We start from the raw sequence: 13,948 nt of genomic DNA on the forward strand, positions 1-13,948 counted from the left end.
TATGACACTGAATTTTACTCCTGGCGACCTAGTCAAAGCACGCGGCCGGGAATGGGTAGCTTTGCCGACACCCGCGGAGGGGCTCCTCGCTCTGCGCCCTCTCTCAGGTAACGAAAACGACATCGTCGTTCTCGCACCGGATCTCGAACTGACGCCTGTCGAAGCTGCTCGCTTTGACCTGCCGGACGATGCCCGCCCGACAGTCCAGTCGAAGGCGGCACTCCTTGCGGATTCGCTCCGGCTGACCCTTCGTCGCGGCGCGGGGCCGTTCCGCTCGGCCGCGCAGCTCGCATTCGAGCCGCGCAGCTACCAACTCGTTCCATTGTTGATGGCTTTGCGCCTCCAGGTGCCACGCCTACTGATCGCTGACGACGTCGGCATCGGTAAGACGATCGAAGCGGGCCTGATTCTTCGCGAACTCATGGATCGTGGTGAGGTCGACGCCTTTTCGGTGTTATGCCCGCCTCATCTCGTTGATCAGTGGATCATCGAGCTGAAGGACAGGTTCGGGATCGACGCTGTTGCCGTCACCTCCGGGACGGCCGCACGTCTGGAGCGAAATCTCCCGTTGGCGCAGACCTTGTTCGATGCTTACCCGTTCACAGTCGTCAGTCTCGACTACATCAAGGCCGAAAAGCGTCGCGATGGCTTTGCCAGGGCGTGCCCAGACTTCGTGATCGTAGATGAAGCCCATGCCTGCGTTGGGACCCATAAAGGGAGGCAGCAGCGCTTCGACTTGCTGCAAGGCCTTTCACGCGATCCCGAGCGTCGGCTGATCTTGCTGACAGCAACGCCGCATTCCGGGGATGAAGAAGCTTTCGCCCGGCTCCTGTCGGTGATCGACCGGGAGTTCGGTACCGTGAACTTTGATGACCCAAAGTACCGAGAGCGCCTTGCCAGACAATTCGTTCAGCGGCGACGCGTCGATCTCGTCGAGGGGGCATGGGACGAAAACCGTGCCTTCCCCAAACACGAGACCACCGAATACTCGTACCGTCTGAACGACGAACATCGAGCATTTCATGAGGCCGTCCTCGATTATTGCTTCGCTGTCGTCTCTCGGGCGGGAGATACGCAGAAGGATCGCCGTCTTGCCTTCTGGGGCACGCTGGCACTGATGCGCTGTGTCGGGTCATCTCCTGCTGCGGCAATGAGTGCGCTGCGAAATCGGGCGTCTAACGAAGATGAACGCCTCGAGCCGCAGATCTTCGACGAGGATGGCGACGATGAAGACGCCGTTGATATCGAGCCGAACACGGTCTTCTCCAGCGATCCCGCGCTCCAAGGGCTGCTTGATAAGGCCAGCACACTTCTTTCAGCGGATGATCCCAAGCTGAACGCCCTCATCAAGGCCCTCAAGCCTTTGATCAAGGAAGGCGCGAATCCTGTCGTTTTCTGCCGCTACCTCGCGACGGCGGAACATGTGAAGGAAGGGCTTCGCAAAGCCTTCACGAAGCTGAACGTGCAAGCAGTGACGGGAGAGCTGACACCGGACGAACGCCGCGATCGCGTTGCCGAAATGGCAGCCGTGAATTCTGACGCTGATGAGCAGCGCGTTCTCGTCGCTACCGACTGCCTGTCGGAGGGTATCAACCTTCAGCAACTGTTCGACACGGTGATCCACTACGATCTCTCCTGGAATCCGACACGCCATCAACAGCGCGAAGGCCGTGTGGATCGTTTCGGCCAGCCTGCCGAGCTCGTGCGGTCTATCATGATGTTCTCGCCCGACAGTGCGATCGACGGCGCCGTGCTCGACGTCATCCTTCGTAAGGCAGAGGAAATACGCAAGGCAACTGGCGTGACAGTGCCTCTACCTGATGAGCGTGGGCCGGTCACCGATGCGCTGATGGCCGCGATGATGCTTCGCCGCGGTGGCGGAGTACAACAGCAGCTCACCCTCGACCTGCAACTGACCAACGGTATCCAGGTGATGGAGACCCGGTGGCGAGATGCAAGTGAAAACGAAAAGCGGTCGCGTGCTCGATTTGCGCAGAATGCGATGAAGCCGAGTGAGGTCGTCCCGGAATGGGAGAAGGTCAAATCTCTGCTCGGGTCACCGGATGAGACGCTTGAATTTGTCGAGCGGGCCATGTCGCGGTTCGGAGTTCCACTGGAAAAGAAGAAGTCATTGCAGCTTGCACATGTCCATGCTCTTCAGCCCAGTCTGAAGGAAACGTTGGAACAACGTGGCCTCAAGGGATCCATCAAGCTTGCACTGCAGGAGCCAGCGCCGTCAGGGACATCCCTCCTGACTAGAACACATCCGCTGACGTCCTCCCTGGCGGAAAGCCTCCTTGAGGCTTCGCTGGACAGTGAGGCGCTCCCGGACCTGGGCATCGGTCGTGTCGGTGCCTGGCCAAGTGCTGCCGTCTCCCAGATGACACGCGTCGCGCTTCTGCGCATTCGCTACAAGCTAACGGTTCATGCAAGACGCGAACGCCTTTTGCTGGCTGAAGAGGCAGCGCTCGTTGCCCTCGACAGCAACACTGTCATTGCTTCTGGCAGCAAGGCACGCGAACTGCTGGCCTCTCCCGCCACTGCAGACCTCGCACCAGTTGCCCGAGATCGCATAATCAACGCGGCGCGGGCGGCACTCCCGGATCTGCTGGCTGGTCCGATTGCCGAGTTTGTCCGAAAGCGCGCGGCGGAGTTGGATGAAGACCACGCACGTCTCCGTTCGGCCGCCGGTTCGACGTCGCGTGTAAGTGTTGAGCCGATCATTCCCCCTGATGTCATTGGCCTCTTCGTGCTCGTCCCAGGGGAGGTGTAATCATGGCGCGCAAAACCATCACCGACATGTCGGCATGGCCCTCACTGAGCCTGGAAGGCAACCTGATTGCTCCGGCAATGATCGCCAAGATCGATCAGCGCCAGGCTCCGGAGCAGTCCCCCGAGGACTATTCGGTTCGCAAAGGTCTGCAGATCCGCGAGGAAATCGCGACGGCCTTCCGTGTGGGCCAATCGCATTTCGACGCCTTCGCCAGGATTGAGCACCCGTCGGCTGCCGCGACCACGCGCTTCATTTCCGGTCTAGTCAGGGAGACCTTCGGGTATGCTGACCTCGCTGTCGCATCGGCACCGATTGCCCTATCGGCATCTGGCCGTGTGCCCATCGTGGTCGCCCCTCCTCAAGAGCAACTTGACCGACGCAGCCCGACGCTCTCGACGGATCGATCTCGCTCCCCGGCCTTCGCGCTCCAGGACCACCTGAACGACAGTGACGATGCCCTGTGGGGCATCGTGACCAACGGCATGCAGTTGCGCTTGATGCGTGATAATGCCTCGCTGACCAGACCCGCATACATCGAGGCGGATCTCGCCCAGATGTTCACGAACGAAGACATCGCTTCCTTCGCCGTGCTCTGGCTTTTGATCCACCGTTCCCGCTTTGGCGCTGCAGAGACCCCTGCCACCGATTGCCCCCTCGAGCGGTGGCGCGACGCCGGCTCCAAGGAAGGCGAAGCTGCGCGTGATCGCCTAGCATATCAGGTCCAGCTTGCCCTAAAGCTTCTCGGCTCCGGCTTCCTCGAAGCCAATCCCGATCTTGCGGCCAAGCTGCACTCCGGAGAAGTGAACCTCACTGAGTGGTTTAACGAACTCCTGCGCCTCGTCTACCGCCTGATCTTCCTTATGGTGGCTGAAGACCGCAACCTGCTTCATCCAGACAAGGCTAGGCCCGAGGCCCGCAACCTTTACGCCGAAGGTTACTCGCTGCAGTCGCTGCGTAAGCAATGCTATCGCGCCGCCACCTGGGACAAGCACCATGACCGTTATGAAGCCGTGAAGGTCGTTTTCCGCGCCCTTACGCATGGCCAGCCTGTACTCTCGCTGCCCGCTCTCGGCGGCCTATTCGCCGAAGACAGACTACCCCACCTCGAAACCGCTACGCTGCGCAACCGCGCCTTCATGGAGGCGCTCTACCGCCTCTCTTGGCTCGCGGACAAGAACGGCATGGTGCCGGTCAACTGGCGCGCGATGGAGACCGAAGAGCTGGGTTCAGTCTACGAATCCCTCCTCGAACTGCAGCCGCAGTTGGGCGACGATGGCAAGACGCTCGTCTTCGCCTCCGAGGCGGCCGAGCAGAAGGGCAATCAGCGCAAGACCACCGGCTCCTACTACACGCCCGACAGCCTCGTCCAGGCGCTGCTCGACACCGCGCTCGATCCGGTTCTCGACAAGACCGAGGCCGAGGCGGACGATCCCGCCAAGGCGCTCTTGAAACTCTCGGTCATCGACCCCGCCTGCGGGTCGGGCCACTTCCTGCTGGCCGCCGCCCGCCGCATCGCCACGCGGCTCGCGCGCATCCGGGCCGAGGGGACGCCCTCGCTCGCCGATTTCCGCCATGCGCTGCGAGATGTCGCGCGCTGCTGTATCCACGGGGTCGACCGCAACCCGATGGCGGTGGAGTTGACCAAGGTCGCGCTCTGGATCGAGACGGTGGACCCCGGCCTACCGCTGGGCTTCTTCGACGCACAGATCCGCTGCGGCGATGCACTGCTCGGGGTGTTCGATACGCAGGTGCTGCAGGAGGGCATCCCTGATGCCGCTTACAAGCCGCTGACCGGCGACGATAAGGAAACCGCGAAATACTACCTCAAGGCCAATCGCGATGCGACGGCGGGTCAAGGCGGGTTCGACTTTGGCACCGGTCAGGCGTCGATGCCCGCGATGAAGCCTCTGGCTCTGGATTTTTCGGGCTTCCGCGACCTGCCCGAGGATACGGTCGAGCAGATCGGCGCCAAGGCCAAGCGATTCAAGGAACTGCGCAAGGGACAGACCTTTGTCCGCGCCAAGGCGGCGGCGGATCTTTATGTTGCGGCCTTCCTGCTGCCCAAGGTCGGTGGTGCACCGGCAGGTGCGTCAGAGCGGACGGTGCCGACGACCGAAGAAATGTGGATGGCGCTTAATCAGGGCAAGATGCGCCAGGTGATGGTCGAGGCGCCTACGACCGCCCTTCGCGCCCGCGTTTTTCACTGGCCACTTGAGTTCCCAGATGTGATGCAGCGCGGCGGTTTCGACGTGGTGTTGGGCAATCCACCGTGGGAGCGGATCAAGCTGCAAGAGCAGGAGTTCTTCGCTGCGCGCTCGCCTGAGATTGCCAATGCCACCAACAAGGCAGCGCGCGATCGGCTAATCAAGTTGTTGGCGGGTGCCGCCCCTGGATCGCGCGAGCGGGAGCTGTTTAATACATTCACACAAGCCAAGCGTGAGGCTGAAGCGACCAGTGAATTCGTTCGGGTACCAGGGGAGGATGGCGGGCGCTTTGCACTCACAGGACGGGGTGACGTGAACACTTATGCATTGTTCGCCGAGTTGTTTGCCAAACTTTCGCGCGCGAGCGCGGGCCTGATCGTGCCGACGGGAATCGCAACTGACGCAACCACAGCGCCGTTCTTCGCCCATCTTGTAGACCAGCGCCAGCTTGCGCGGTTGATCGATGTAGAGAACAGGGAGGGTCTGTTCCCGGCAGTAGACAGCCGCATGAAATTCTGTCTGCTCACCTTGGGTCGACAGGTGGCTGAGGCCCATTTCAGTTTCTTCCTCACGAACACAGCCCAATTGGCAGAACCCGAACGTAGCTTTGTCCTTTCGCCGCTACAGATTGCCGCCATCAATCCCAATACCAAGACTGTGCCGGTGTTCCGCTCCAGAGCTGACGCGGAACTCACTTCCAATATTTATGCCCGTGTGCCGGTGCTGGTCGAGGAATGCAAAGGCCCAACGGGTAATCCGTGGCGGTTTTCCTACATGACAAAGATGTTCGACATGGCTGATAGCAGCCATCTGTTCCATACCGGTACCCAGCTAGCCGCATCTGGGTTTGAACAAGTGGGCAATGAATGGCATTCCGTTAATGGACAAAAGCCGGCACGTTTCATTCCATTATTCGAAGCCAAGATGGCGCATCAATTCGACCATCGTTGGTCAGGGTACAACGCTGGTGGTGATGCCGAGGAGTTCGACCTCCAACATAAGGCATCGCCCACATTCGAGCCGTCGCCTCGATATTGGATCGACGCCTCCTTGCGTGATGCCCGCGCTGCGACGATGGGGTGGACTCGAAAGTGGTTAACCGGCTGGCGAGATATCTCGAACGCGACCAACGAACGGACGCTCATTGCGTCGATTGTTCCAGATGTTGCTGTGAACCATAAGATTCGGCTATTTTTCCTTCCAACGTCGCCGAAGGTGCATGCAGCCTTCACAGCTTGTCTCAATTCTCTAACGGTTGACTATCTTGCGCGTCAAAAAGTTAGCGCGACAACGCTTGCCGTCTTTATGCTGGTGCAATTGCCTATCTTGCCTCCAAGCTTCTACACCGAGCCACGCCTCACCTTTATCACCCCGAAGGTGTTGGAACTCACCTACACCTCGCACGGCCTCGCCTCCTTTGCCCGCGATCTAGGCTATGACGGACCTCCCTTCGCCTGGGACGAGGACCGCCGCGCCCATCTGCGCGCCGAACTCGACGCCTTCTACGCCCGCGCCTACGGCTTGAGCCGCGACGAGCTGCGCTACATCCTCGACCCCGCCGACGTGAAAGGCCCCGGCTACCCCTCGGAAACCTTCCGCGTCCTCAAGGAAAAGGAAATCCGTCAACACGGTGAATACCGCACCCGCCGCCTTGTCCTCGAAGCCTGGGACAGGATGGAGCAAGAGGGGACATTTGCCGCACTCGGTATGGGCGATCCGATTTCTGCTGCTGCGCAGCCGATCGAGCTTCCGTCGCTCGGACAGTTACCGGATGCAGTTTGGTCTTGGCCGCAAGCTAACAACGAAAGTGAAAGGGTGCGCGCCCAGCTTCGCGCTTTAGTGGGTATTCTGCCGGAACCTTCCGACGTGCGTCGCGTCCGGCTGGCCGCGCTGGCCTGCCTGCAGCCGGCTCTCCTTGATGGTTTTCTATCTGAAGAAGATCGTCGCGAGTGGCAACGTCTCGTGGCACACCCGAGCAAAGTGACCCAGCTCGTTCCGCCAACAAATGTTGCATGGGGTACAGCATTCAATGCCCTCGTTTCATCGGCCGTGTTAGATGTTTCGAGCGACGGCACGCTCTGGGGCGCAGGGAAGAGGCTCGATCGATCAACCTTGAATGCAAATGATCCTGCTGTCGGTCGCGCACTTTTCGCTTGGTCTCGGCTCAAAGGCATAAGTCTCGATCAGGGGTTGGTGCGGGTTCCGGCGGTTATCCTACCATTCATCCGGGAGGGCCGTGTTGCAGCCTGATCTGTTTCAGCCGGCCGAAATTGAGCTCACCTTGCCGGAAGGTCAGCAAGGACCAAGGCTGTGGGTTCGACGCATAGCGCTCTGGCAGGACCCTCAGACCTTGCTGCGTGACATTCCGCTTCGGCGCGGAGTCAATATTGTCTGGTCGCCGGATCTCTCGACGAACGGGACTGGCGCCACACCTCACGGCAGTGGCAAAACAACGTTCTGCCGTCTGATCCGTTATTGCCTGGGCGAGCGGCACTTCTCTAACGAAGAACAGCGCACGCTCATGCAGCAGAAGCTGCCAAATGGTTTTGTTGGAGCGGAGATTATCATTGATGGTGAATGCTGGGTGGTGACCCGTCCAATCGGCATGAACCTGCCATCACGCGCTGCACGTGCGGAGCGCATCGAGGAGACTTTCGACCAGCTTCTGGTCGCTACTGAGCCTCCAAGCATCGCGCCAGTCATTTCGGATCGTTTTTGTGCCCGATATAGGGATCAGATTCCTGACAACTTGAAGGCTGGACAAGTTTGGGACGTCTTGCTCGCATGGCTCACCCGCGATCAGGAGTGTCGGCTGGATGACGTGTTTGATTGGCGGTCCAAGCGATCCGGCTCAGGATCACCTGCACAAGAGCTCTCTCTTGAAACAAAGCTGACTGTGGTGCGCCTTGCGATCCGGGCACTTTCCGCTGACGAAATCCAAGCCACTGCCGAGGCCAGAGCACTTGCGCGCGAGCGGGATAATCTGCGCGAGAGGCTCGGTCATCTCGACTGGTTTCAAAGCCAACGGTTTTCGGAGCTTTGTGAAAGGCTTTCTTTCCCGAAGGAGCGTGATCCGACCGAGGAATTGGTCCGCAAGGAACTCATCGACAAGGCGAATGAAGTGCTTGCAAAGGCCGTTGGTGCTGAGCACGCAAAAGGTCAAAGACCAGGCGACGGGCTGCGCGAGAAACGCCAAATTCTGCAATCCGAACGCAACAAGAGCAGTGACGCGAGAGCTGAGAAGAAAGCCCTATTTCATAGTCTTCCGAGTCAGGTTTCTGCCGCCCGCGCTGAACAGGGAACCGAGCAGGCAAGGCTGGAAACCGGTGTCATTGTCCGCTGTACAATTTGTCACGTCGACATAAATGAAGTGACGGCCAATGGATGCGGCATCTCATTGGAGCGTTGCAACCTCGACGAAGTGCGGTCAAGGATTGCGCTGGCCGAGCAACAGATAAGGGAGCTAGAGCGCCAGCAACGCGCTTTGCCAGCAGAAATCGACAAACTAGACCGAGAGATTCTCCGATTAGACCGAGAGATCGCTCAGATCGATGATTCATTTGCTCAGCTTGAACAGCAGATGTCGGCCACTAATAAAGCAGTTAATCGAGCGAGCGAACTGGTAAGAGAGACAACTTGGTTTGACCTTCAATTGAAGGATCGTGTTGGGATAGCTCAACGCCTAGCCCTCATTGACAAAAAACTAGAAGGGGCGCGGCAGAAGACGGCGCTTGAGCGAGAGCGTGCCGCGGCAGCAATCGGTGATCTAGCGGGGCTTTTTGGGCAACTGGTCGCCACACTGATGCCTAAAGGCTGTTTTGGTAAAATGAAGCTCGATGGCAACGGCCTTCATCCGGAGATTTCGCTGGAACGCGGCGCGGGACTATCAACTGCCGCTGTCGAGTCTTTCAAAATCGTAGCCTTCGATCTCGCCACAATGATTCTGTCTGTGAATGGTAAGGCCGACATGCCGTCCTTTCTTATCCACGACAGCCCACGCGAAGCAGACCTAGACGCCGGCATCTACGCCAATCTTTTTGATTTCGCTCTCAGTTTGGAGGAAAAGGGAAGTCCGCCCTCATTCCAGTATATAGTCACGACAACAACGGCGCCCTCACAGATCACGCTTGATCATCCCGCGTTGCGGCTCCAACTTTCATCGACGCCGCCTGAGGCGCGGCTGTTCGCAATGGACTTCTGATGATTGAGTCGCCGCAGTCTTTTGTCATCCGTCAGGAATGCGACAAGGTAGCATTTCAGAACGGATTCCGGCGGCCACATGAGGAGCTAAACGGCTGGCGGCACTACACCTCGACAACTGCGCAAGGCTCACTTTGGCTCGCACGCGAACATACGGGCGGCTGGATAGTTGCGATAGATCACCCCGGCATCGTCTCAGAGATTGGTCTGGAACCGGTTGATGGGGGAGGGCCGGGCCTTGCGCGGTATCGGTTCGCGGATTTAGCTATGCTTTATGCGGCGATGCCGCGAGTTTACGAACTTGCCGTCAGCCTTCCGGATGCGCCGCTCCAGGAGTTCTTATACCAGACGAAGGGTCTTCCGAAAGCGACCGAAGCGGAACGCCTTGTCGTTCAGCGGGTCGGGCAAAACATCTTTCGCGAACGGCTGATGGCATACTGGCAGGGACGTTGCCCTTTGACGGGTATTGCCGACAAAGGGCTTCTCCGAGCCTCCCACATCAAACCTTGGAAGGATTGCGACAGCGATGCCGAGCGGCTTGACGTCCACAATGGCCTACTCCTGTCAGCCATGTGGGATGCCGCATTCGATAGCGGTCTTGTGAGTTTCGACGACATAGGTAGGCCGCTTTTCTCGCCCGCCCTTAGTTTAGAAGGAAGGGCGCTGCTCCGTTGGGAAACTCCACTTCCTTTAAGCGATAAGCATCGAGAGAAGTTGTCATGGCACCGAGCGGCGTTTTCATACATAGCGGAGTAGCCATTCCCGGGGAGGCTGATGAAATCAGATGGCCCTGCTGAAGACTGTAGCCCTGCCATCCTGCCAGCCAGGAAGCCGCGATGAAAGCGGAAATAATTTCCGCTATCTCAACCTTTGAATACCCGCTCGCGATGATACTGCAGGAATTGCGAATGCGGCCTCTCGTCAGCACGTGCTGGCACCAGAAGGCGCCGCTCGGGATTCATCAGCCGCGAGATCGTGTCTGGTACGTTGCCACTGGCAACCAGCATGCTGTAATCGTCGTCCACCGAAATCAGACCGCGATCAAACATCCAATGGACCGTCCCTGATAGGGCCAAGCCATTGCGGACACTGTCCGGGCCGCCATGCGAAACCGGGCGAATGTGGGCGGCTTGTACTTCAGATCGGCCGCCACCGTTGAAAAGTTTGAGGCCGGTCACGGCGCAGGTGTCGTGATAGGCTGTCTTGATGGCCGCGGAGAATGCTCTGTCTCGGAAAGGGCGTTGGACAACCTGCGACACGATCCGACGATCGACCCTGTCAATCTCGAACGGCATCTGCGGGTTATCGCCAAATCCTATGCGCGCTTCTTCAGCAGGATCAGGCGTCGGGCGCTCTCGGTCACGATTTCCAAGGATATGAGCAAAGCCTGCCGCCAGGATCATGTCGTATTCGGCATCGGGAATATTTCGCACGGCGCGGCCGAACGCACCTTTGTTAGTCGAGCCGTCCTCCTTGCGAAGGCCGCTTTCGTAATAGTGGTCGGCGTCCTTGAACGCCACCGCATGATCGAACGGTAGGAAATCCTCGATGAGTGCGTAGAAATGATCCGGCCTCGACGGATCCGGGACTATGTCGGTGATCCGGGCGGTCGCGAAATATGCCTGCTTGCCGCCGGTCTTCATCAAATCGCCGCTTGGACGTCGCGGTTCGTAATAGACGATCCAGTCACCTCTGGCCGCTTCGACCTGACGCAGGTAGGTTCGGGGGAAGTGATACCGCTGTTCCGGAAGATCGTCGTAGGTCGGAACGAGTTTCGTTGTCAGCACTGCCTTCGACATCGTGTCACTCTTTATGGAACTGCGTATCTGGTACCAGGTTGGCGGGCTCTCGAGAATGGGCACTTTACCGATGGTGGCACAACCAAAAGGAGCAATATCGCTACTCTCTTGCGATTAAGTAAAAATAAATTTAAAACCGCTAATACATAGAAAAAATAAGTAAAACTTAACGTAATAAATTTGATTTCTTAGAATAAACTATCAAGACAACTTTTGGTAAACATTGTGTACGATTGCTTGCAATGCGATAATACTTATATCAACCGCGAAAACGCAGTTGATGCTTTTGCAACCTGCAAGGATCTTTGACATGACCAACAAGACAACAAAACGGGCGACCGCCCGCTTTGACTACGATGCGCTCGACATCGGCGCACAGAGCATGAAGGCGTTGGAAGCTGCGGCTATTGGCATCCAGGCTTTGGGGCGTCGTTCCACGGAACAGGCTTTCGAACTTGGCGCGCTTCTGGAGCAGGCATCCGAGCACGTAGAGCCGGGCACCTTCGAGAAATGGGTATCGCAGCGATGCGACATCTCCTCGAAGACGGCCCGGAACTATCGGGCTGTTGCTCGAAACCTCTCGGTCTTTCGAGATCGAGCAGTCACACTTGCCGTCAGTCCGACGGTCCTTTTCCATTTGGCGTCGGCGCCTGGGGAAAAGGTCGAGGCTGCCTTGGCTTTCGCCGAGGAGCATGAGGGCATCCGGGTTAGCGAGGTGAAGACCTTGCTTGCCGAGCGCTTCGAGACAGCGTCTGAAAACGAGACCGCTACTGAACTCGCTGACATCGGTGGACTATCCGGCCTGCGAGCGCTGATCGACATCAAGACGAAGGATGGCATCGCCGCGTTCGTTCAGAGTGCTGCTGCTCTTACTGAGGCAGTCGTCAGTGCTCTCGAGAGCAAGGGGAAGCGTCTGCAGAAAACGGCGCTCATCCCGAAGCTCGAGCCCGTGGCCCGATCGGCCAAACGCAGCTTGGGCAACGTGCTGCTTCTGGACGCGCCCGGCGACGTTGACGTCCGAAAGCTTTCCGAGAACGAGCTTCCTGCTGGGAGTCACTGGTACAAGGTATTCCAGACGTTGGACCATCTTGGCAACCGGGAGTCTTGGCCCGAGGCAAAAGGACTTGAGGCTTGGTTGAGCCAGGAGGTGCTTCCACTGCTTGAATGGTCGGTGTCCCGGACGAAGCAACCCGACTGGCCGCTTGAACGCTCAGATGCTCTGAAATCGCCAGATGCGCTAATGCGAGTCGGTTTGGAATCACTTGGTGGCGTCGTGCGGATCGAGTCGCCGAGCCTTGATCCGGCGGATGGCGAGGGTACTGCCGTCGACGACTACCAGCCGCCGGCGTTCCTGGCGCGTCCGGCTTCAGTAACCGAAGCCGACGCCTCAAACGTGATCCCGATGGTTTCTACCGAAAACCGGTCGACGCTGAGGAAACCGGCTTGGATGAAGTCGAAGACCGTCGAGCTTTCGGCGGACTGAACCTAAGAAAGGGGCTTTCGAGCCCCTTTCTTGATTCCTGCGTCGCGGTCGGCTTCTGACTCATACTTAAGCGGCAAGTCGGAGATGAGCTATCTACCACTAGGCGGTTGGCGACATTCGTATATAGGTCCCGCGTTAACCTTGTTCGGGATCTGTTCTCGTTTTCGCAAAGAAGTCCTTTGGATCCGGTCCGGGTCCTGTCAGGTATAGGCGGCTCCGAGGTGATCGGAGCAAGCGGCCCAAGCCGGTGTTTGCACCACCGACAAGGGCCTGACCCTCAAGCCTTCTCGTGAAAGGAATCGGGCTTTGACCAACCTACACTCTTCGTCCCCCGTCGGGGAAGTTCCGCGCGCCGCGTCTGCGGCTTCTTCCATCATCAACCACTCGACGGCCCCGTCTCCGCGCCGTCACTTTGCCGAGCGCTTTGCTGGCCACGCTGAGCCGCCGGTGCTGCGTCGTCATCCACATCTGGTGCGCTACTCCGACATCGAATTGGACTTCGACGTCCTGATCGACAAGGCCATCGCCGCGATTGCCTAAGGCGAGCCGGTGGAAGACGAGATCCTGGGTCACTACGTCAACATCGCCTCGCTCGTGCGCGCCGTGTCGTTTCGTGAGGGCAAGCTGTTGGAGCAGGCCGTCGAGCGACTGGCAAAGGTCAACCCTGACCTCGTGGTCCTCATGCAGTCGATCAAGTTACCACTGGTGAAGGCGGCGATCGAAGCTGTCGCCGGCAATGACTGGCAGCATCTTGAGGGAGTGCGCCTCGATTGCGACGCGCCTGCGAAGGGCAGCTACACGCCGGACCTGATCCTTGTGAACCGCGCAAAGCGCGCCGCCTTCGTGCTGGATCTGAAACGCTCGCTCGCGTCTTACGGCGATACCAGCCGGCTGGAAGAGCTGAAACTCAGGATGTTGGCGTCGGCAATGATCCTGCCGGACTGGCTCTACAAGACCCAGAAGCGGCTTATGGTCGAGACAGTGGGCGTTGCCATCATTGATGGCGCGAGCCGCCCGAGCGACCATGCGGCGGGCGTATGGGCACTGTCCGAGATCGACGATCTGCTAGAGATCGATGGCGCGGCCAACTGCATGGCAGAACTGCGTCTGCGGTTCGGGCGCCGCGTGCAGCAGCTTCTGGAGGCCGAGGCGCGACGTGCGCTCGGTATTCCGGATGCGGCAACGCCATCGCTGACATCGGCGGCTGCAAATTCCACATCTTCCCGGCGTCTTGGAATCCTTCGGGCCATCCCCCGCGTCATGGTCTGTGAAGATCCGGCGTGCTGCGATGAGCATCCGTCCGGATGCCGCTGTGGCGACGACGATCCGTTCGACGACGGTCGGGATGACGCGGAGGCAGAAGATGACGCCGCAGCCTCATGGCCTCCGCAGCACATCCGCGTCGGTTTTGCGCGGCGTCTACTCGACACCTGACGGAATCCGTCTTTCGCTCTGACTAAGGTGATGGCTGCGGCGCGGATGCGCGCAG

Annotated in this window: 8 protein-coding genes; 7 read left to right on the plus strand and 1 reads right to left on the minus strand. The window is 58.9% G+C overall.

Going from position 1 to position 13,948, the window contains the following annotated elements; translation table 11 throughout:
- Window position 1 precedes the first annotated feature (1 nt).
- Genes ACI2KA_RS05855 through ACI2KA_RS05870 form a run of 4 tightly spaced genes read left to right on the plus strand, consistent with a single transcriptional unit; the run spans window position 2 to window position 9,933 of the window.
- Entirely contained in the window at window positions 2-2,773 is a 2,772-nt protein-coding gene (locus ACI2KA_RS05855) for a DEAD/DEAH box helicase (protein WP_404500091.1), read from the plus strand.
- Between the two features lie 2 nt (window positions 2,774-2,775).
- On the plus strand, window positions 2,776-7,227 hold the full coding sequence (locus ACI2KA_RS05860) for an Eco57I restriction-modification methylase domain-containing protein (protein WP_404500093.1): 4,452 nt from the start codon (window positions 2,776-2,778) through the stop codon (window positions 7,225-7,227).
- The gene (locus tag ACI2KA_RS05865; protein WP_404500095.1) at window positions 7,217-9,178 is read left to right on the plus strand and encodes a DUF2326 domain-containing protein; all 1,962 of its coding nucleotides are present in this window, start codon (window positions 7,217-7,219) and stop codon (window positions 9,176-9,178) included. Before ACI2KA_RS05860 ends, ACI2KA_RS05865 begins: the two co-directional genes overlap by 11 nt.
- Entirely contained in the window at window positions 9,178-9,933 is a 756-nt protein-coding gene (locus tag ACI2KA_RS05870; protein ID WP_404500097.1) for an HNH endonuclease, read from the plus strand. The genes ACI2KA_RS05865 and ACI2KA_RS05870 overlap by 1 nt, the downstream gene beginning before the upstream one ends.
- Before the next feature lie 107 nt (window positions 9,934-10,040).
- On the opposite strand, the gene ACI2KA_RS05875 is transcribed toward ACI2KA_RS05870, so the two are convergent.
- A complete protein-coding gene (locus ACI2KA_RS05875) occupies window positions 10,041-10,976 on the minus strand; it encodes an HNH endonuclease (RefSeq protein WP_404500099.1) in 936 nt (311 codons plus the stop codon).
- Between the two features lie 310 nt (window positions 10,977-11,286).
- On the opposite strand from ACI2KA_RS05875, the gene ACI2KA_RS05880 reads away from it, so the two are divergent.
- The 3 genes from ACI2KA_RS05880 (at window position 11,287) to ACI2KA_RS05890 (ending at window position 13,893) form a co-directional block, all read left to right on the plus strand.
- A complete protein-coding gene (locus ACI2KA_RS05880; protein ID WP_404500101.1) occupies window positions 11,287-12,459 on the plus strand; it encodes a hypothetical protein in 1,173 nt (390 codons plus the stop codon).
- A gap of 306 nt (window positions 12,460-12,765) precedes the next feature.
- Window positions 12,766-12,999 (plus strand): hypothetical protein, encoded by a 234-nt coding sequence (locus ACI2KA_RS05885; RefSeq protein ID WP_404500102.1) that lies wholly within the window; start codon window positions 12,766-12,768, stop codon window positions 12,997-12,999.
- A 9-nt stretch (window positions 13,000-13,008) separates the two neighbouring features.
- Window positions 13,009-13,893, plus strand: a complete 885-nt coding sequence (locus ACI2KA_RS05890; protein WP_404500104.1) for a hypothetical protein — start codon at window positions 13,009-13,011, stop codon at window positions 13,891-13,893.
- The last annotated feature ends 55 nt before the right edge of the window (window positions 13,894-13,948 follow it).

Source organism: Agrobacterium sp. NPDC089420 (genome assembly GCF_044900305.1).
In the GTDB taxonomy this organism is placed as follows: domain Bacteria; phylum Pseudomonadota; class Alphaproteobacteria; order Rhizobiales; family Rhizobiaceae; genus Agrobacterium.